Source organism: Streptomyces sp. NPDC041970, from assembly GCF_055588985.1.
This window is the reverse complement of sequence record NZ_JBVJCD010000001.1, coordinates 208,302-227,851: the sequence shown is the minus strand read 5'-3', so window position 1 is coordinate 227,851 and position 19,550 is coordinate 208,302. Positions and strand designations below refer to the sequence as shown.

General features: G+C 74.8%; 18 protein-coding genes. 11 read left to right on the top strand and 7 right to left on the bottom strand.

Annotated features, from left to right (window positions below):
* The first annotated feature begins 3 nt into the window (after positions 1-3).
* The 3 genes from ACZ6EJ_RS00970 (at position 4) to ACZ6EJ_RS00960 (ending at position 3,325) form a co-directional block, all read left to right on the top strand.
* A complete protein-coding gene (locus tag ACZ6EJ_RS00970; protein WP_469263510.1) occupies positions 4-1,074 on the top strand; it encodes a Dyp-type peroxidase in 1,071 nt (356 codons plus the stop codon).
* Complete coding sequence (locus ACZ6EJ_RS00965; RefSeq protein WP_469263509.1) at positions 1,074-1,871, top strand: family 1 encapsulin nanocompartment shell protein; 798 nt, start codon at positions 1,074-1,076, stop codon at positions 1,869-1,871. Before ACZ6EJ_RS00970 ends, ACZ6EJ_RS00965 begins: the two co-directional genes overlap by 1 nt.
* Positions 1,872-1,948: 77 nt before the next feature.
* Positions 1,949-3,325: a type III PLP-dependent enzyme domain-containing protein gene (locus ACZ6EJ_RS00960; protein WP_469263508.1), complete on the top strand. Its 1,377-nt coding sequence runs from the start codon at positions 1,949-1,951 to the stop codon at positions 3,323-3,325.
* A gap of 383 nt (positions 3,326-3,708) precedes the next feature.
* Here ACZ6EJ_RS00960 and panD read toward each other — a convergent pair whose 3' ends face one another.
* The 3 genes from panD to ACZ6EJ_RS00945 all read right to left on the bottom strand — a co-directional run bounded on the left by panD (position 3,709) and on the right by ACZ6EJ_RS00945 (position 6,112).
* Complete coding sequence (gene panD / locus ACZ6EJ_RS00955; RefSeq protein ID WP_469263506.1) at positions 3,709-4,134, bottom strand: aspartate 1-decarboxylase; 426 nt, start codon at positions 4,132-4,134, stop codon at positions 3,709-3,711.
* A gap of 440 nt (positions 4,135-4,574) precedes the next feature.
* Positions 4,575-5,069, bottom strand: coding sequence for a hypothetical protein (locus ACZ6EJ_RS00950; protein ID WP_469263504.1), 495 nt, complete (start codon positions 5,067-5,069; stop codon positions 4,575-4,577).
* 302 nt (positions 5,070-5,371) lie between these two features.
* Positions 5,372-6,112 (bottom strand): hypothetical protein, encoded by a 741-nt coding sequence (locus tag ACZ6EJ_RS00945; protein WP_469263502.1) that lies wholly within the window; start codon positions 6,110-6,112, stop codon positions 5,372-5,374.
* 325 nt (positions 6,113-6,437) lie between these two features.
* Between ACZ6EJ_RS00945 and ACZ6EJ_RS00940 the strand changes: the two genes are divergently transcribed.
* The 8 genes from ACZ6EJ_RS00940 (at position 6,438) to ACZ6EJ_RS00905 (ending at position 15,044) form a co-directional block, all read left to right on the top strand.
* Positions 6,438-7,985, top strand: coding sequence for an ABC transporter substrate-binding protein (locus tag ACZ6EJ_RS00940; protein WP_469263500.1), 1,548 nt, complete (start codon positions 6,438-6,440; stop codon positions 7,983-7,985).
* A 2-nt stretch (positions 7,986-7,987) separates the two neighbouring features.
* On the top strand, positions 7,988-8,935 hold the full coding sequence (locus ACZ6EJ_RS00935) for an ABC transporter permease (protein WP_469263498.1): 948 nt from the start codon (positions 7,988-7,990) through the stop codon (positions 8,933-8,935).
* On the top strand, positions 8,932-9,807 hold the full coding sequence (locus tag ACZ6EJ_RS00930; protein ID WP_469263497.1) for an ABC transporter permease: 876 nt from the start codon (positions 8,932-8,934) through the stop codon (positions 9,805-9,807). Before ACZ6EJ_RS00935 ends, ACZ6EJ_RS00930 begins: the two co-directional genes overlap by 4 nt.
* Positions 9,804-11,372 carry an ABC transporter ATP-binding protein gene (locus ACZ6EJ_RS00925; RefSeq protein ID WP_469263495.1) on the top strand — a complete coding sequence of 523 codons (1,569 nt, stop codon included), beginning with the start codon at positions 9,804-9,806 and terminating at the stop codon, positions 11,370-11,372. Before ACZ6EJ_RS00930 ends, ACZ6EJ_RS00925 begins: the two co-directional genes overlap by 4 nt.
* Positions 11,373-11,623: 251 nt before the next feature.
* A complete protein-coding gene (locus ACZ6EJ_RS00920) occupies positions 11,624-11,794 on the top strand; it encodes a hypothetical protein (RefSeq protein ID WP_469263494.1) in 171 nt (56 codons plus the stop codon).
* A gap of 32 nt (positions 11,795-11,826) precedes the next feature.
* The gene (locus ACZ6EJ_RS00915; RefSeq protein ID WP_469263493.1) at positions 11,827-12,864 is read left to right on the top strand and encodes a pyridoxal-phosphate dependent enzyme; all 1,038 of its coding nucleotides are present in this window, start codon (positions 11,827-11,829) and stop codon (positions 12,862-12,864) included.
* A gap of 69 nt (positions 12,865-12,933) precedes the next feature.
* A complete protein-coding gene (locus ACZ6EJ_RS00910; protein WP_469263492.1) occupies positions 12,934-13,755 on the top strand; it encodes a Rossmann-like domain-containing protein in 822 nt (273 codons plus the stop codon).
* Positions 13,756-13,826: 71 nt separating this feature from the next.
* Positions 13,827-15,044 carry an MFS transporter gene (locus tag ACZ6EJ_RS00905; RefSeq protein ID WP_469263490.1) on the top strand — a complete coding sequence of 406 codons (1,218 nt, stop codon included), beginning with the start codon at positions 13,827-13,829 and terminating at the stop codon, positions 15,042-15,044.
* 40 nt (positions 15,045-15,084) lie between these two features.
* Here ACZ6EJ_RS00905 and ACZ6EJ_RS00900 read toward each other — a convergent pair whose 3' ends face one another.
* The 4 genes from ACZ6EJ_RS00900 to ACZ6EJ_RS00885 all read right to left on the bottom strand — a co-directional run bounded on the left by ACZ6EJ_RS00900 (position 15,085) and on the right by ACZ6EJ_RS00885 (position 19,430).
* Positions 15,085-16,101: an ABC transporter substrate-binding protein gene (locus tag ACZ6EJ_RS00900; protein ID WP_469263488.1), complete on the bottom strand. Its 1,017-nt coding sequence runs from the start codon at positions 16,099-16,101 to the stop codon at positions 15,085-15,087.
* A 41-nt stretch (positions 16,102-16,142) separates the two neighbouring features.
* Complete coding sequence (locus ACZ6EJ_RS00895; protein ID WP_469263486.1) at positions 16,143-16,916, bottom strand: ABC transporter ATP-binding protein; 774 nt, start codon at positions 16,914-16,916, stop codon at positions 16,143-16,145.
* Complete coding sequence (locus ACZ6EJ_RS00890) at positions 16,916-18,019, bottom strand: FecCD family ABC transporter permease (RefSeq protein ID WP_469263485.1); 1,104 nt, start codon at positions 18,017-18,019, stop codon at positions 16,916-16,918. The genes ACZ6EJ_RS00895 and ACZ6EJ_RS00890 overlap by 1 nt, the downstream gene beginning before the upstream one ends.
* 361 nt (positions 18,020-18,380) lie before the next feature.
* Positions 18,381-19,430, bottom strand: coding sequence for a cytochrome P450 (locus ACZ6EJ_RS00885; RefSeq protein WP_469263483.1), 1,050 nt, complete (start codon positions 19,428-19,430; stop codon positions 18,381-18,383).
* Positions 19,431-19,550 lie beyond the last annotated feature (120 nt).

Here is a 19,550-nt window from a genome sequence, read left to right as displayed (position 1 = left end):
CGCATGTCCGACGCCGTTCCCGATCCCGTCTCCGTCCAGCCCGTCGTGGCCCCGCTGACGCGTGCGGCGCTCATCCTGGTCGGCACGATCGAGCCGGGCGGTGAGGGCGCGGTGCGGGACATGCTGCCGACCCTCGCCGGCGTCGCGCGTTCGCTCGGCTTCCGCTACCCGGACGCCGGGCTCGCCTGCGTGACCGGTTTCGGGTCCACCGCCTGGGACCGGCTGTTCGCCGGGCCGCGCCCCGCCCGTCTCCACCCCTTCCCCGAGCTGCACGGCCCCCTCCACCACGCCCCGGCGACGCCGGGCGACCTGCTGCTGCACATCCGGGCGGAGCGGATGGACCTCTGCCACGCGTGGGCGGCCCAGTTGCTCGACCGCCTCGGCGGGGCCCTGCGGATCGTGGACGAGACGCACGGCTTCCGCTACCTCGACCACCGGGACCTGCTCGGGTTCGTGGACGGCACGGAGAACCCGGTGGGCGACGACGCCCTCGCGGCGGCCCTCGTCGGCGCGGACGACCCGGAGTTCGAGGGCGGCAGCTACGTGGTCGTGCAGAAGTACGTGCACGACCTCACGGCGTGGAACGCGCTCTCCGTCGAGGAGCAGGAACGCGTCATCGGCCGCACCAAGCTGGACGACGTCGAGTTCCCCGACGAGGACAAGCCCGCCGACTCCCACCTCGCCCTGAACACCATCACCGACCCGGACGGTACCGAGCGCGACATCCTGCGGGCGAACATGCCGTTCGGCAGCTTCGAAAAGGGCGAGTTCGGCACGTACTTCATCGGGTACGCCGCCGACCCCGACGTGACCGAGCGGATGCTGCGCAACATGTTCCTCGGTGATCCGCCCGCCACGCACGACCGCATCCTCGACTTCTCCACCGCGGTCACCGGCTCCCTCTTCTTCGCCCCGCGCGCCGACTTCCTCGACTCCCCGCCTCCCCCGCCCGCCCCCGCCCGCTCCGACGACAGGCCCGAACCGGCGCCCGCGACCGTACGCCCGGCCCTGGTCGCGGCCGGTTCGGACCACGGTTCGCTGCGCATCGGCAGCCTGCAGGAAAGCGCCCAGTGATGAACAACCTGCACCGCGAACTCGCACCGGTCACCCCCGCCGCCTGGGCCGAGATCGAGGAGGAGGCCCGGCGCACCTTCCGCCGCCATGTCGCGGGCCGCCGCGTCGTGGACGTCTCCGACCCGGACGGCCCCACGCTGGCCGCGGTCGGCGACGGCCACCTGCGCGACATCGACCCGCCCGCCCCGGACGTCCTGGCACGGGCGCGCACCTCGATGCCGGTCATCGAATGGCGGGTGCCGTTCACGGTGACCCGGCAGGCGGTGGACGACGTGGAGCGCGGCTCCGAGGACAGCGACTGGCAGCCCGTCAAGGACGGGGCGCGGACCTGCGCGTTCGCGGAGGACATGGCGATCATCGACGGGTACGCGGCGGCCGGGATCACCGGTCTGCGGGACGGCTCCTCGCACGACCCGCTGCCGCTGCCCGCCGACGCCCGCGACTACCCGGTGGCCGTCAGCCAGGCGGTGACCCGGCTGCGGCTCGCCGGCGTCGACGGACCGTACCGGCTGCTGCTCGGCGCGGACGCCTTCACCGAGGCGGCCGAGACCTCGGACCACGGGTATCCGGTCAAGACCCACCTGAGCCGCCTCGTCGACGACGAGATCCTGTGGGCCCCCGCGGTCAAGGGCGGGGTGCTGCTGTCCACCCGCGGCGGCGACTTCGAACTCTGCCTGGGCCAGGACCTGTCGATCGGTTACGCGGACCACGACGCCACCAGCGTCCACCTCTACTTCCAGCAGGCGTTCACCTTCCGGATGCTGACGCCGGAGGCCGCGGTCGGCCTGATCGCCTGACCGGCGCCCGCCCGCCGCCTCGGGCCGGGTCCGCCGTTCCGCGGCCCCGGCCCCCGCCCATCGGCGATTCTGGCGGGATGACGCAGATGCCTTCCGCACACCACGACGACGCCGACACGCCACCCCGCACCACCCGGTTCGACGCCGCCGTCAGGGCGGCCGTCGGGCAGGGCCTGCTGGGCGAGGGCGCCCCGGTCGCCGGATTCATCGACACGGACGGGGTGCGCGCCTCCGTCGCCGCCCTCCACGACGCCTTCGCCGGCACCCCCGTCACGCTCCACACGTTCGCCGCCAAGGCCTGCTCCCTCATCCCGGTGCTGCGGCTGCTCGCCGAGTGCGGCATGGGATGCGAGGCGGCGAGCCCCGGTGAGCTGCGCCTGGCCGCTGAGGCCGGGTTCCCTCCGGACACCATCGTCCTGGACTCCCCCGCCAAGACCCGCGACGAGATCCGGATCGCGCTCGCCCTCGGGGTCGCGGTGAACGCCGACAGCTTCGACGAGCTGCGCCGCATCGACGCCCTGCGGGACGCGGACAGCCCCTCCGTACTCGGGCTGCGGGTCAATCCGCAGGTGGGCGGCGGCTCCATCGGGGCGATGAGCACGGCGACGGACACCTCGAAGTTCGGAGTGGCGCTGCGCAATCCGGGGGCGCGCGAGGCCGTCGTACAGGCGTTCGCCGACCGCCCGTGGCTGACCCGGCTGCACGCCCACGTCGGCTCCCAGGGCTGCCCGCCGGAGCTGATCGCCGCCGGGCTGGCGCGGACGTACGAGCTGGCCGAGGAGATCAACGCGACGCTCGGCGTCCGGCAGGTGACCAGCCTCGACATCGGCGGGGGGCTGCCGGTCAACTTCGCCGACGACACCGTGCGCCCCACCTACTCCGACTACGTGGCGGCGCTCTCGGCGGCCGTCCCCGGCCTCTTCTCCGGACGGTACGCGCTGGTCACCGAGTTCGGCCGGTCGCTGCTGGCGAAGAACGGGTTCATCGGAGCCCGCGTGGAGTACACGAAGGACGCCGGGGGCCGCCGGATCGCGCTCACCCACGCGGGGGCGCAGACCGCCACCCGTACGGTGCTCATGCCCGACGCCTGGCCCCTGCGGATCGGCGCGTTCGGCCCGGACGGCAGGCCCAAGGAGGGCCCGGCGCTGGTGCAGGACATCGCGGGCCCGTGCTGCTTCGCGGGCGACGTGGTGGCGACCGGGAGGGCGCTGCCGGAACTGGCCGAGGGCGATCTGGTCGCGCTGTACGACACGGGGGCGTACTACTTCTCCACCCCGTGGGCGTACAACAGCCTGCCCCGGCCCGCCGTCCACGGGTTCCGGACCGGGGGGGCGGACGGCGGCGTGGTGTTCTCGACGGTGCGGGAGGGACAGTCGCTGGACTCGATCGCGGCGGAGAGCGGTCTCGCGCACGCGGACGCGCTGGTCGAGGAGGACGGGCCGCGGGGCCCGTAGCCCCGCGCCGCGTCGCCGCCCCCGAGCGGGGCCCGGCGGGGCTCACGCCCGACCGGGCCCGCGCCGGGGTTCACGCGCCGGCGGGCTGGGGCTCCGGGTCCGGTACGGGGTCCGGGCCCGGCGGCTGCGGGATCGGGTCCGGCGCGGGGCCGGGCGGCACGGGCGCGGGCCCCGGCGGCACGGGGGGCGGGCTGGGCACCGGGGTGGGCGGGCCGGGCACGGGAGGCGTCGGCGCGGGCGGTACGGGGTCGGGGTACGGGTGGGTCATCACGATCCTCCACAACGACGCGAAACGGGATGGACGGCGTCTTCCTCCACCGTCTCCCGGTGCGGCTGCCCCCGCCTGCCGAGTCCACACACCGCCCGCCCGGCGGACGACGGCCTCAGCCCGCCGCGACGACCGCGTGCGGGCTGCGCTCCGTGCCGGAGCCGGGCGCCGGCGCGGAGGCGTCGGAGCCGAGCGCCACGATCCGGTTCTCCGCGTCCACGTGCACGACCTTCGGCACGAGGGCACGGGCCTCGGCGTCGTCGACCTGGGCGTAGCTGATGAGGATGACCAGGTCACCGGGGTGCACGAGGTGCGCGGCGGCGCCGTTGATCCCGATGACGCCGGAGCCGCGCTCGCCCTCGATGACGTACGTCTCCAGGCGGGCGCCGTTGTCGATGTCGACGATGTGGACCAGCTCGCCGGGCAGCAGGTCGGCGGCCTCCATCAGGGCGGCGTCGATGGTCACGGAGCCGACGTAGTGCAGGTCGGCCTGGGTGACGGTGGCGCGGTGGATCTTGGACTTGAACATGGTGCGCAGCATGGGGATACTCCCGAACTCTCGGCTCCCTGCCTGCGTTATTGCAGGTCAAGGGCGGTTTCCCTATCTTACAACGAGTCGTGTGTTCGGTCGGCTCTCGCCGGGTTCTCACGGGCTGACGCTGACCGGCTGCCGACCTTCCTGGCGCATCGCGAGGCGTTGCGGGAGAGCTTCGCCAGCCCTCCCGCGCCTCACCGCGACGACCGCACAAGCCTCCGCAGCAGCCTCCGAACGGCGTCCTTGATCACCGCCACTCCGGCGGTCCGGGCCGAGGTCGGGCCATTGCCGCGGCGACCCGCGCCGCCTGCGCCGATCCGGCCACGTGCAGCCTGCACCCGCAGACGCTGCGCGTCCGGGACCGGCTCACCGCGCATGGCTGGACGCACGAGGCGACCGCGCCTCCGAGGCCCACGCCGGCCGGGGGAAAACCGTCCTGGACAGGTTCAGGCAGGGGGACGTTCCAGCTTGAGGGGACCACGGACGGCTGGGCGGGCGGCCCCGCTTTCCAGCTCACGGGGGCGCTCGGACCGCGGGAGGTCGAGGACCGCCCACCAGCGGCGCCCGTCCGCGGTGGTCTCGACACCGACGTCGCGCGGGCCGAGGGCGGCGAGGGACCGCATGTGCGCGGTGTCTCGCAGGACCTGGTCGCCGTCGCTCGGCGGCATGTCCTGTCGGTGGCTGAGCGCCAGGAGCATCACCTGGTTGCACGCCTCGTCGTCGGCCAGGTGCAGCGAGACGCGTCGGCCGCCGTCCTCCGCCGCCGAGCGGAACAGCAGCTCGACCACCTCCTGCGGCTGGTCGTCGTTGGGTCGGTACCCCCACCGGTGCAGCGCCTGCGCGACCTCCCGGCCCGCGCGGGCGGCGGCGGCCGGGCTCGGGGTGAAAGCCCAGTTCCGTACGTCACGACCGCGGGTCGTGACTGGGGAGGGCGGAGGCACGTCCTGTTGTTCCGGCCGGGGCGACTCGACAGGCCTTTTCGGAGGTGGCGGAGTCTTCGGCGGGCAGCCCGGACGGCGTGAGGACACAGCAGCCTCCCGGCGGATATGGAGTATTCCATCGTGGGGCGGAACGCCCGTGGACGCGGGCCGTTTCGGGCGGAGCTCCCGGCGGCAGCGCCGCGGCGTCGACGGCCGGTGCCCGCGACCCGCCCGCGTCCGACTCCCGGTCGGCAAGCCAGGCCCAAGCCGCCCGACCCAGAGCATTCGCGTCGATCAGCCAGGACTCAACGGATCGTTGCTCATCAGACCAGGAGCGTTTCGGGAAGAGGTGGTCGACACCCCTGCCGGGAAAGTGCTGTGGGAACCCGTTGGTCGGGCTGTAGAGGCGGCTCCCCACGAGGGCGAGACCGCTGACGGTGCCGGCGGACCACTGGTAGCCGCCCAGCCTTCCGTACGGCCGCCGCAGTGCCGTCCAAGGGGTTGCCGCACTCGTCGTACCGCTGCACGTCGACCGGCTTGACGCTGTCCAAGGGCACACGGACCGCGATGTCGCCGTAGAGATGGCTGAGTTGAAGGAGCCTCTCCCCTGCGGACGAGGTGATCGCGGCGAGGCCGCCCGTCGGGACGGCGACGTCGCGCGTCACGTCCGCTTGCTCGTCCTCACTCCAGGCGGGACTGTCACCGCTCGCGCCGTAGTGGTTGGTGTCGGTCCCTGACGTCGTCCAGACCCCGCTGGAGTCCTGCTTCTGCGTGACGGCCTCGTGGCGACGACCGACCCCGTCCAGGCTCCAGGTTTTCGTCGCAGCGGTGCCGAGATGGGTTCGGTTGCAGTTCTGGTCGAAGGTGCGGGAGCGGGCGGAGCAGCCTCCAGCCGTCCTGTCGTAGGGGTAGTCCGCCTCCGCAGTCGAACCCGTGGGTCCGGCTCGGCCGGCCTGCTGTCCGTGCATCGTGTACGACGTGACGTCGGAGAGGACGGGCGGCCCGCCCGCGTTCTCGTACCCCTTCGCCCGCACCGCGCCGACCGTGTCCGTGCCCGTGTCCACGGTCAGGACGCACCCCCCTGGGCAGCGTCTCGGTGGCCGGCGTGCCGTCGGCCTCGTAGGTCGCGGTGAAGCGCCACGTCGCACACCCGCGACCCGACCGCCGCCCGCCCCCGGAGCGTCGCACAGGCACTCGACGCGGCCGCCTCCTCCGTCACGCGTCGGCGTGGGGTCGAAGAGGCTCCCACCCCTCCACGCACGCCCCGTCAGACGGTATTGACAATCGTTTTCATTTCCGTAAAGCTTTCGGCGCCACGGCCCCACCGCGTCTTCCGCCTCCACGGGGATCTCCGTGCGCACTGTCCACGCCAAGTGATCCGGGAGCAGCATGTCGACATTCCGAAACCGCCGGGAGTTCCTCGCCCTGGCCGGTGCCGCCGGTACGGCGGGGGCCCTGGCCCTCACCGGTTGCGGGGGCGGCGACGCGGCCGACGGGAAGGCGGCGCCCAGACGCGGCGGGCGGTTCCGGGCCCTGTTCACCGGTGGGGGCGGGCAGGAGACGATCGACCCCCACGCGGAGGCCCTCGCCATCGACATGGCCCGGACCAAGGCTCTGTTCGACCGGCTCGTGGAGCTCGACGCCACCATGGCGCCGGTGCCGCGGCTGGCCTCGAAGTGGGAGTCCAACACCGACGCGACGGTGTGGCGGTTCACCCTGCGGGACGCGCTGTTCCACGACGGCAGGCCGCTCACGCCCGAGGACGTGCTGTTCACCTTCGGCCGCATCCTGGACCCGAAGGCCACCGCCCACTTCGCGCAGGGCCTGCTCTCCGACATCGACCTGGGGAAGAGCCGGAAGGTCGGGAAGAACGTCGTGGAGCTGGTGCTGCGCCGTCCCGGTGCGGAGTTCCCCGCGCTGCTCGGGACGCTGGGAACGGCCGTCGTCAGTGCCCGGTACGCCGACCCGGCCAGGCCCGTCGGCACGGGAGCCTTCCGGCTGGCGTCCTTCCGGGCGGGCCGCTCCTTCGTCGCCGAACGCTTCGACGAGCACTGGGACGGCGGCGCGTACGTCGACGAGTTGCACGTCCTGTCCGCCGACGCCGACGCACGGGGCAACGCCCTGCGGGCCGGCGAGGCGGAGTTCGGCTACGAGATGACCCCGACGTTCGCCCGGACCGTCCAGGCCGACGGGGCGGTCCGGATACTCGCCGCGAAGGGCGGTGCGGCCCACGCCATCGTGATGAAGTGCGACCAGGAGCCCTTCGACGACCCCGACGTCACCCTCGCGTTCAAGCTGCTCGCCGACCGCGACAAGCTGGTCCAGGTGGTGCTCGCGGGCCGGGGCGTGGTCGGCAACGACATGTTCGGCAAGGGCTACCGGTACTACCCCGAGGACGTCCCGCAGCGCACCCGTGACGTCGCGGAGGCGCGCGCCCTGCTGAAGAGGGCGGGCGCGCTCAACAAGACGCTGTCCCTCTACACCTCCTCGGCGGCCAACGGCTTCGTGGAGGCGGCCACGCTCTTCGCCGAGCAGGCCGCCGACGCCGGCCTGCGGATCAGGGTCGCCACCGGTCCGGCGGAGACCTACTTCAAGGACCAGCTCACCAAGGGCGCGATGGGCAGCCACCGCTCCGGCGCGATGACCATCCCCGCCTACGTCAACGACCGGTTGCTGACCACGTCGGCGTTCAACGCCTCCGGTTGGCGCCGGAAGGACTTCGACGCGGCCTTCGACGCGGCCCGGTCCACCACCGACGAGGCCGAACGCACCGCGCTCTACGGCCGGTTGCAGCGCACCGTCCACGACGAGGGCGGACTGCTCGTGTGGGGGCACCCGGACTGGCTGAACGGGGTCTCGTCGCGGGTGCGGGGCATGGAGGCGGCTCCGCCGAACACCTTGGACTCGGCCCGGTTCGACAAGGCCTGGCTGGTCTGACGATGCGCGGGTACGCCCTGCAGCGGATCGCCCTGGGAGCGGTCCAACTCGCCCTGCTCGCCGCGCTGGTCTTCCTGCTGACCGCCCTGCTGCCGGGCGACGCGGCCGACGTCCGCAACGACGAGGACGCCACCGACGCCCAGGTGGCCGCGTTGCGCGAGCAGCTCCACCTGGACCGGCCTCCGCTGGAACGTTTCACCGACTGGGCGTCGGGGGTCCTCACGGGCGACCTGGGCACCTCCCTGGTCAGCGGCGGACCGGTCCTCGACATCCTGACCGGGGCGGTCGGCACCACCCTGGTGCTCGCGTCGGTGACGGTCGCCGCCGTGGTCCCCCTCGCCGTCGTCCTCGGCACCGCCTCGGGCCTGCACGAGGGCGGCCGCCTGGACCGGGCCGTCACCTCGGTCACCCTCGCCCTGAACGCCGTACCGGACTTCGTCCTGGCCCTGCTGCTCGTCGCGGCCCTGTCCCTGCGGCTGGGCTGGCTGCCCGCGACCTGGGTGGGCGTGGAGGCCGCGGACCTGCTCGTGCGGCCGGCGCTCCTCGTCCTGCCGGTCGCCGTGGTGGCCGCCCGCCTGACCGGTCTGCTCTCCCGGCAGGTGCGGGCGGGGGTGGTGACGGTCCTGAAGGCCGGGTACGTCGTCCAGGCCCGCCGCCTGGGCGTCCCCCGCCGGACGCTGGTCCTGCGCCACGTCCTGCCCAACGCGGCGGTCCCCGGCATCCAGGAACTGGCCCGCGTGGGCGACAACCTGGTCGGCGGCGTGCTGGTCGTCGAGGCGGTCTTCGCCATCCCCGGCGTCGCGACCGCCCTGGTGCAGGCGGTCGAGGCACGCGACGTGCCCACCGTGCAGGGCCTGGTCCTGGTGGTCGCCGCCGCCACCTTGCTGTTCAGCCTCGCGGCGGACCTGCTCTGCCATCGGCTCGTCCCCCGGACGGAGGTCCTGCGGTGAAGCGCCCGCCCCCGGCGCGACCCGCCGAGCGCCCCGGCGCCCGGACCGGTGGCGGCCGCCGCGCACCGGTCGCGGCGGCCGTCGGCGCCCTCCTCCTCGCGCTGCCCCTGGGCGTCGCCGTGCTGGGCCCCCTGTTCGCCGAGGAGCCCGCCACCGGAGCGGCCGCCCCGTACGCGGGCCGGGGCGGCGCACACCTTTTGGGGACGGACGGGCTGGGCCGCGACGTGCTGGCGCTGCTGATGCACGGCGGGCGCAGCGCGCTGGGCATGGCGCTCGGCGCGGTCGCGGTCGCCTACCTGGTCGGCGGGGTCATGGGCCTGCTGGCAGCCTCGGCACGCCGCCGGTGGGCCGACGAACTGCTCATCCGCCCGCTCGACGTGCTGCTGCCGCTGCCGACCCTGCTGGTGATCAGCGTGGTCGCGGTGGGGTGGCGCGGTTCGCCCGCCGCCATCGCCCTCGCGGTCGCCGCGGTCAACGTCCCGCCCGTCGCCCGGCTGGTGCGCGCGGCCGCGTTGGACGCGGCGAGCGGTCCCGTCACCGAGGCCCTCCGGGTCCAGGGCGAGTCCTGGGCCCGCGTCCAGCTCGACCACATCGCCCGTTCGGTGCTCGCACCGGTCGCCGCCGACGTCGGCACCCGGATCACCCTCGCCGTCTTCCTCGTCGCGTCCGCGAACTTCCTCGGGCTGGGGCTGGACCCGACGGCTCCCGACTGGGCGGTCAGCGTCTCGCGCGGCCGCGAGGGCCTGCTGCTCCAGCCGTGGGCGGTGCTGGCGCCCGCCGCGCTGCTCGTCATGTTCACCGTGGGGCTCAACCTGCTCGCCGACCGCGTGCTGGCCGGCTCCCGCAACCACGCCCAGGAGGCCGTCCGATGACCGTGCTCGCCACCGTCCGCGGGCTGACCGCACGCGCCGGGCGGGCGGTGCTGCTCGACGCGGTCGACTTCGACCTGCACGCGGGCCGGGTGACCGCCCTCGTCGGCCCGTCCGGCAGCGGCAAGACCACCGCCGCCCTGTCGCTGCTCGGCGAGGCCGGCCCAGGCGTACGGCTGAGCGGCCGGGTCACCGTCGGCGGCGTCGGCGCCGTCGACGAACGGGGTCCGACCGGCGGCGCGGCCGCGCTGCTCGGGCGCGTCATCGCGTACATGCCGCAGCATCCGGGGAGCGCCCTCAACCCGGCCCGCCGCACCGGGGCCGTCCTCGCCGAACTCGCCCGGCTGCACCACCCGGAGGCCGCCGGGCCGGCCGCGGTGGGCGCGGCGCTCCGGGCCGCCCAGCTCCCTGGGGGCAGGGACGTCGAGCGGCGCTTCCCGCACCAGTTCTCCGGTGGGCAGCGCCAGCGTGTCGCGCTCGCCCAGACCCTCGTGTGCCGGCCGCGCGCCCTCGTCCTCGACGAGCCGAGCACCGGTCTCGACACGGTGACCCGGATGCGGCTGGCCGGGGAGCTGGCGGCGCTCGCCCGCGGCGGGCTCGCGATCCTGCTGCTCAGCCACGACCACGACCTCGTACGGGCGCTCGCCGACCACGTCGTCCTCCTCCGCCGCGGCCGCGTCACCGCCGCCGGCGCGCCGGAGGACGTGCTGCCCGCCCGACCCGCGGCGGCCACCGTCCGCCATGTCCCCCGCGCCGCCGGCCGTCCTCCGGTGCTGGAGGTGCGGGACCTCTCCGCGTACCTGCGCGGCCGGGGCCGCGGGCCGGTCCTGCGCGGCGTGGACCTGGCCGTGGAGCCCGGCGCGTGCGTCGGCGTGGCGGGGCTGTCCGGCAGCGGCAAGACCACCCTGGCCCGCTGCGTCGCCGGGCTCCACGAGCGCCACCGCGGCAGCGTGCTCCTGGACGGCGCGGCCCTCCCCGTCCTGCGGCGGCGCACCGCCGAGCAGAAGCGGCGCGTGCAGTACGTGTGGCAGGAGGTGCGCGCCTCCTTCGACGAGCGGCACACGGTGGCCGAGCAGGTCGCCCGTACGGCCGTACGCCTGCGGGGTCTGGCCTCCGGCGCGGCTCGGGCCGAGGCGTACGGGCTGCTGGGCCGCCTGGGGCTGGACGGCGGGACCGTCGACCGGCGGCCCGAGGGGCTGTCCGGCGGCGAGTTGCAGCGTGCGGCGCTCGCACGGGCGGTCCTGGCCGCCCCCGACGTCCTGGTCTGCGACGAGGTGACGACGGCCCTGGACCCGGCCGCCGCCGAAGCGGTCCTCGCCGCCCTCGCACGCCTGCGCGAGGAGCACGGGACCGCGCTGCTGTGGGTCAGCCACGACCTGGGACTCCTGGCCGCCGTCGCCCATCGCCTCGTGGTCCTCGACGGCGGCCGCGTCATCGAGACCGGCCCTCCCGACAAGGTGGTGCGGGAGCCTCGGGCCGCCCTCACCCGGCGGCTCGTGCGCGCCACGGATCTCCGTACGGCCCTGGCGGCCGCGGAACCGGCCACCGGGGCCGCGTCCGCCTCCTGATCCCCCGCGGCGCCCCGCGACCCGAGTGGGGCGCCACGCCCTCCCCCATCCATCCGAGCACGGAGGAACCATGACCGACCGGCCCACGACCGACACGGCCGCACCGCGCGACGACGCCCGCGCGGTGCCGGCGTCGCTGCCCGACACGCTCCCCCACGACGAGATCCCGGCGATCAACAGCGCGAAGTCCGACATCCACACCACCCGCGCATCCCCGCGACAACGGCCGGGCGTTCACTCCGCCGCCGGGCGTGTTCGCCCCCGGCGGCACCAGCCGCACCGTGCACGACCGGCTGCTCGACGTCGCCCGCGACCCGCCGGCGCCGGACGGCGCGGTCTACCCGGTGGTGTCCCCCCAGACCTGGGAGGGGGACGACTGCCGGGCGTACCTCTTCGAGTTGCGCCGCCGCGCCGCCGCCTGACCGACCGTCACCCGACCCACGAGGAGTAGGACATGCACGAGCACATAGCCGAGGCCCTCAGGGAACCCGACGTCGTCACCGTGCCGCCGGGGGTGGTCTGCCTGCGCTTCGAGACGATGAAGCTCTCCTCGGCGCTCGGCGCGGTACGCCATCTGCTGGAGACCGGCCAGGTCGAGCCCGGCGACACCCTGGTCGACAGCTCCAGCGGCATCTACGCCCACGCCCTGGCCCTGGCCTGCCACCGCTACGGGCTGCGCTGCCACATCGTCGGCTCCACGACGGTGGACCGCACCCTGCGCGTCCAGTTGGAGATCCTCGGCGCCACCCTGGAGCAGGTCCGCCCGTCCAGGAACCTGCGTCTGGACCAGAACCTGCGCGTCGAGCGGATCGGGGAACTCCTGCGGGAGAACCCGCACTACCACTGGATGCGGCAGTACCACGACGCCATCCACTACCTCGGCTACCGCGACGTGGCCGACCTGGTCGGCAAGGAGGTCCCGGAGGGGCCGCTGTCCCTGGTCGGAGGGGTCGGCACGGGGGCGTCGACCGGCGCCGTCGCGACCTTCCTGCGCGAGGCCGGCCGGGACGTGGCGCTCGTCGGCGTCCAGCCGTTCGGCAGCGTCACCTTCGGGGCCGAGCACGTCCTGGACCCGGACATGATCATCGCCGGGATCGGCAGCTCCATCCCGTTCCAGAACGTCCGGCACGGTCTGTACGACCGCGTCCACTGGGTCAACTTCGACTACGCCACGTCGGGCGCCGTCCAACTCCTCCGCGCCAGCGGCATCTTCGCCGGCCTGTCGGCCGGCGCGGCCTACCTGGCCACGCTCTGGGAGCGCGAGCGCGACACCGGCAGGACGTACGTCTTCCTCGCCGCCGACACCGGGCACCGGTACGTGGACAGCGCCTACGCCCACCACGCCGAGGCCGCGGGCCCGGGAGCCATGCGCCCCCACGAGGTCACGGACCAGCGCGAGTTGCGCCACCCGTGGTCCGCGATGGACTGGCCGCCCGCGCCGGACGGCGCACCGCCGCGCGGCGCGCCCCTCCCGGCGCCCGAGCGGGCCTAGCGTTCCGGCCGCCGCCGCCCCGCCCCGAGACCCCCTCCCCACCCCTGAGACCCCTGAGAAAGGACCGACATGCCCCCCTCACCGCCGTACTCCGTCCCCGAACTCCAGGAAGCCGTCCTCGACGGCGACTTCGGGCCTCTCCCCCGCGAACTGGCCGTCACCAGCGCCTTCTGGCTCCACCACACGACCCGGCTGGCCGGCAGCCGGGTCACCTACCGCAACCACTACCTGCTGCTCAGGTCCGGCGACGCGTTCGGCGCCTGCTCCTTCGAGGCGGGCGAACTGGCCCCCGACTTCTGCGCCGACGCCTCGGGGGAGAACCTCGACACCCTGATCCGGCACGCGTCGGCGCCGGTGCGCATCGCCGCGCTGGACGCCTACCTCGGCCGGGTGCGGCCGCACCGCGACGCGCCGGACGCCGAGGCGGTCACGCTGCCGGCCGGCCCGCCGGAAGCGCGGGCGCGGCACCGGGACGCCGCCGTCGCCGGGCTCCTCGACATCGAGGCCGGGGCGAAGGTGGCGCTCATCGGCGTCGTCAACCCGCTCGTCGCGGCGATACGCGCCCGGGGCGGCGTCCCGCTGCCCTGCGACCTCAGCCTGCGCACCACCGACTGGGGCGATCCGGTGGCCGGTGACATGGCGGAGGTCCTGGACGCGGCGGACGCCGTGGTCGCCACCGGGATGACCCTCGGCAACGATGGTTTCGACCGGCTCCTGGAGCACTGCCGCAAGCAGGGCACCCCGCTGGTGGTGTACGCCCAGACCGGCAGCGCCGTGGCCCGCGCCTTCCTGGGCGCCGGGGTGACCGCGCTGTCCGCCGAACCGTTCCCCTTCTCCCAGTTCAGCGCCGACGAGACCGCGCTGTACCGGTACCGGGCGGGGCGGGCGTGAGCGGCGGGACCAAGGGCCCTGCGGCGTCCGCGCGGCGCACGGGCCGAGCGGGCGCGGAGAGCGGCGGAAGCGTGCCGAGCGACTGGAGGATGGCCCGCGTCCTGTGGCCGTTGATGCTCGCCTCCGCCGTGGGGCTCGTGCCCTTCACCATCTACAGCACCTTCCTCGTCCCCCTCGCGCACGCGGCGGGCGGCGGCGTCGCCGCACTCGGACAGCTCCGCGGGCTGGGCGGGCTGGCGGCTCTCGCCGTGGGCACCGCCCTGGCCCCGCTCGTCGACCGCGTGCGCAAGGAGTGGGCCGCGGCGGGCGGGCTCGCCGTCCTGGCCGTCGCGTCCGTCCTCGGCGCGAGCGGCGACCTCCTGCTGCTGGCGGCCTTCTGCCTGCTCGTCGGCGCCGGTACGGCCGTACTCAACCCGGCCCTGACCGCGGCCGCCGCCGACCGCTTCGACACCGAGCTGGCCGCGGGCCGTGCGGCGACGCTCATCACCGCCACCCAGTCGCTGACCGCCCTGCTCGCGGCGCCCCTGGTGGCCCTGCCCGCTCTGCTGTGGGGGTGGCGGGGGGACCTGTGGGCGATCGCCGGGGTCTCGGCCGGGCTCGCCCTGTACTTCCTGCTGCGCGGCCGCCGCCGGGACGACGGGCTCCGTGAGGAGGCGGCCGGAGCCGGCGGGGCGGGCCGGCCGGGCTACCTGGAGTCGTTCCGGTCGCTGGGCGCGCTGCCCGGCGTGGTCCCGCTGCTGCTGGTGGCCCTGTTGCGGACGGCGGCCTTCATGGGGTACCTCGCCTACCTCGCGGCGTTCTACGACGACCGCTTCGGCCTGGAGCCCGAGCCCTTCGCGTTGGTGTGGACGCTCAGCGGGGCCTCGTTCTTCCTCGGGAACCTGGTCGCCGGCCGGCTGCTGAGCGCCGCCCGGCCCAGGATCTCCGGCGAGCGGCTGATGGTGTCGGCCCTGCTGGTGTCCCTGGCCGCCCTGGTCGGCGTCTTCTGCACGGCTTCGCTGCTGTGGGCCCTTCCGCTGACGGCGCTCGTCGGCGCCGGCCACGCGACGGTGGCGGCCTGCGTCACCACGCTGCTCGTACGGCGCTGCGGCCCCTTGCGCGGCACGGCGTTGAGCGTCAACGCGGCCGGTATGAGCTTCGGGGTCTTCCTCGGCGCCGGGCTCGGCGGCGTGGGGCTCGCCCTCGGCGGCTACCGGGGCGCCGCGGCGGTGCTCGGCGGGCTCACCCTCGCGGCGCTCGTCCTCGCCCGCACCGTGGCCAGGTCCTCCCCTCCCCCCGCGGAGGGGTGAGGCGCCGCGGGCCCCGCCCCTTCCGGCGGGGCCCGCGGGTTCAGGAGCCCAGGTTCCTGAACTCCTTCGCGAGCGAGGTGACGGCCGCGGGGTTGCGCGGGCTCTCGACCAGGTCGACGTAGTCCAGGACGACGAACCGGTCGTTCCTGACGGCGGAGACGTTCGCGAGGGGCTTGTAGGACCGGAGGAAGGCCCGCTTCTGGGCGGCGGTGGTGTCCCCGTAGTCGTTGATCACGATCACCTCCGGGTCGCGGGCGACGACCGTCTCCCAGCCCACGGTGGTCCAGCTGTCCTGGAGGTCCTTCATCACGTGGTCGCCGCCGGCCCTGGTGATGATGTCGTGGGGGCCGGCGTAGGCCCCGGACGTGAACGGCTTGTCCCGCCCGCTGTCGTAGAGGAACACGCGCGGCCGGTCGGCGCCCTTCGACGCCGTCGCCTCGGCTTCGGCCACCTCCGCGCGGAACGAGGCGACCAGGGCCTCGGCCCTCTGCTGGACGTCGAACACCGCGCCCAGGTTCCGCAGGTCCGTGTACAGCGCGTCGAGCGGCGCCATCACGCCGCGGGCTCCGCCCCGCCCGTTGCGGCACGACTCGCTCAGCAGGTACGAGTCGACGCCCAGGCGGCGCAGCGCGGCGGGCGTGAACCCCTCGCCCTCGTCGAATCCGTAGTTCCAGCCCGCGAAGACGAGGTCGGCGCCGGCGTCCAGGACCAGCTCCTTGTTGATCCGCTCCTTCGACAGCCACCTGGTCTTCCGGTAGCCGTCCTTCCACGGCACCGCCGAGAGGTCGCCCTTGTCGTCGGGCATGACGTATCCGGCCATGCGGTCCTCCAGGCCGAGGGCGAACATGATCTCGGTGATGCCGACGTCGTTGGTGACCACGCGCCGCGGGGCCTTGTGGTACGTCCTCTTCTCGCCGCAGTTGTCGATGGTGACCGGATAGTGGCCGTCGGACGCTCGCGCGCCCTCTCCGTCCTCCGGAGCCACGTCCGCCCCGCAGCCCGTGACGGCGAGGGCGAGGACGAGAGCGAGGACGGCGGGGCGGACACGGTTCGGCATGATGGCGGCGACTCCTTCGGGACGGGGCGGGGGAGGGCGGTTCACCGCGGGGGGAGGCGGTCGAAGAGCAGGTGCGCCACGCCTGTCGCGGGGTGCCGGACGCGGTGCGCCCGCACCCCGAAGACGGCGGCCAGCAGCTCGGGCGTGAGGACGTCGTCGGGGGCGCCCGACGCGACGATCCGTCCGCCGTCGATGACGTGGAGGACGTCGCAGTGCGTCGCGGCCAGGTTGAGGTCGTGCAGCGCGGTGAGCACGGTCAGCTCGCTGTCGCGTACCAGCGACAGCACATCCAACTGCTGGGCCACGTCCAGGTGGTTGGTGGGTTCGTCCAGCACCAGCACCCGTGGCCGCTGGGCCAGGGCGCGGGCGATCAGCACGCGTTGCCTCTCGCCGCCGGAGAGGGTGAGGAACGCGCGGTCGGCGAGGTGGCCGGCGCCGACCCGTTCCAGTGCCGCGGCGCACGTCCGCCGGTCCTCGTCGGTGGTCCGGGCCGCCGACGACTGGTGCGGGAGCCTGCCCATGGCCACGACCTCGGCCACGGTGAAGTCGAACTCCGCGACCGTCTCCTGCGGCAGGGCGGCCAGCCGGCGCGCGCTCTCCCGCGCGCTCATCGTGAGCACGTCCCGGCCGCCGACGCGGAGCGCGCCGGCCGTGGGGCGCAGGGCCCGGTAGACGCACCGCAACAGGGTCGACTTCCCACTGCCGTTGGGTCCCACGAGCCCGACGAACGTGCCGCTGCCGACGCGCAGCGAGACGTCCTCCACCAGCCGCGCACCGGAGACCTCCACGGTGAGGGCGTCGATATCGACTCGCATCACACACCTCCGAAGGAGTACGTACGGCGGCGCATGAGCAGGACGAAGCACGGCACCCCGATCGCGGCCGTCAGCACGCCCAGCGGCAGTTCGGCGGGGGCGAGCACCACGCGGGCCAGGATGTCCACCCAGATCAGCAGGACGGCGCCGGCCAGGGGGGCGACGGCCAGCAGCCGCCGGTGGTCCGCCCCGACGAGCATCCGGGCGGCGTGCGGGACCATCAGGCCGATGAAGCCGATCGCCCCGCTGACCGCGACCACCGCGCCGGTGACGGCGGCGGTGGTGAGGAAGAGTTCCTTGCGGAGCCGTCCGGGGTCGACCCCCAGCGCGGTGGCGGTGTCGTCGCCCATCGCCAGGGCGTTCAGCCGCCGGGCCGACCAGCCGAGGTGGACCAGGCCGCCGAGAACCGCGCCGGCGGCGATCGGCACCGAGCCCCAGTTCGCGCCGCCCAGGCTGCCGAGCAGCCACATCATCGCGGACCGGGCCGCCTCGCCGTGCTCGGCGGCGAACACCATGAACGTGGTCACGGCCGAGAAGCCGTAGTACAGGGCGGTACCGGTCAGCACGAGGCGGAGCGGTGTGAGCCCGCGCGGGCTCCGGGCGATCGCGTACACCAGCACCATGGCCGCGAGGGCGGAGAGGAACGCCGCCGTGGAGAGCGCCCAGACGCCCAACGCCCCGAACACGCCGAAGATGAGGACGGCGTTGGCGCCGACGGCCGCACCGGAGGAGATGCCGAGGACGAACGGGTCGGCGAGCGCGTTGCGGACCATGGCCTGCACGGCGACGCCCACGGCGGCGAGTCCGGCGCCGACGACCGCGGCCAGCACGGCGCGCGGGAAGCGGAGGTCCCACACGATGGTGTACGAGGCGACCTCGTGCGGGGCTATGGACCCACCGGTCAGCCCCGCCCACAGGTGGTGCAGGGCCTGGCCCCAGGAGAGCCCCGACGCCCCGATGGCCGCCCCGCAGACGAGGGAGAGCGGGAGCGCGGCGCACAGGACCGCCACGAGCAGGGGCAGCGGGACGCGTCGGGGTCGTGGGGGCCCGCTGCGCGTACCGTCGCGCGGCACGGCGGGCAAGCGGTCGTGGAGCGTTGCCACAGGCGGTTCGCCTTCGCCTCGGGCCGTGCGCCTACGTGTGGTGAGGAGCGGCTCCGGGCGCTGGGCGCCGTGCGCAGCACCTCTCGCAGTCCACGGCGATCGACAGGAGCTTCACCACCGCGGGTGATCGGGCTCGCGGAACCTGGCGCACGGCTCCGCCTACCGTTGCGGGTCAGCGCCGGACTTCGACCGGACTTCCCCCACGAGGCGCTCGCAGCTTAGCGCGTCCCCCGTCTCCTCCCGGCAGGGGGGCCGGGCGGGACGGCCGCGTGGCCGCGGGATCTCCGGCCCGTCCCGCCGCCGCGCGACACCCCGTGGCGCGGCGCCCCCGGCGAACGGGGCCCCGCGCGGCCGCATCCGGCTACCAGACCACGCCGAGCCGCCGGGGGCTGCGCGACGTCGTCCCCGTCCGCCAGGTCACCGCCTCCACGGGCTCGGCCAGGCGCAGGGACGGGAAGCGGGCGGCCAGGCGGTGCAGGGCCAGTTGCAGCTCCGTGCGGGCCAGCCAGACGCCGAGGCAGTAGTGGGGCCCCGCGCCGAAGGAGAGCGTGGGGGCCTCCAGGGGCGCGAACAGGTCCTCGCGGGTGGCGGGCGGGAACACGTCCGGGTCGCGGTTGGCCATGCCGCAGTCGGCCAGCACGATCGCGCCGGCCGGGATCACCACCCCGCCGACCTCGACGTCGACGGCGGCGTGGCGGGTGCTCCCCCGGTCGTCGCCCAGCGGGACCAGGTGGACGATCCGGTCGGCGGCGCGCCCGGCGGCCTCCTCGTCCGCGCCGAGGCGGGGCCAGGTCTCGGGGCGTTCGCCGAGGAGGTAGAGCAGCGCGTTGCCGAGCATGGTCATCGTGCTGTCGTGGCCCCCGACGACCAGCCCGCACACCAGGCTGGTCACCTGCGCCTCGGGGAGGCCGCCCTCCTCGTCGGCGGCCAGGACCAGGCTGCTGACCAGGTCCTCCCGCGGCGCGCGGCGGCGCTCCGCGACGAGCTCGGCGCCGAACGCGGTGAACTCCGCGAGGGCGCTCTCCACCTCCTCGCCGGAGTGGGAGCCGTTCGAGAAGGCGTGCTCGCTCCAGTACCGGAGCCGTACGCGGGCGGAGGATTCGAGGCCCATCAGCCGGCTGATCACCGCCACCGGGAGCGGCAGGGTGAACTCCGCGACGATGTCGGCCGCCCGCCCCCCGGCCGCCAGCCGGTCCAGGTGCTCCTCGACGGTCTGGGCGATCCAGGGCCGCCACCGGGCGACCGCCCTCGGTGTGAAGGCGCGGCGCAGGGTGCGGCGCAGCCGCAGGTGGCCCTCGCCGTCCTGGTTGAACAGCAGGTCGGGGTTGTTCACCAGGTCGGGGACGTCGGACAGGGCCGGCGCGTCGGGGGCGTAGAGCCGGGCCCGCCCGAACCGCGGGTCGGAGAGCACCTGGCGCACGTCCTCGTAGCGGCTGACCAGCCAGGCGGGGGCACCGGCCGGGGGGGGGGGGGGGGGGGGGGGGGGGGGGGGGGGGGGGGGGGGGGGGGGGGGGGGGGGGGGGGGGGGGGG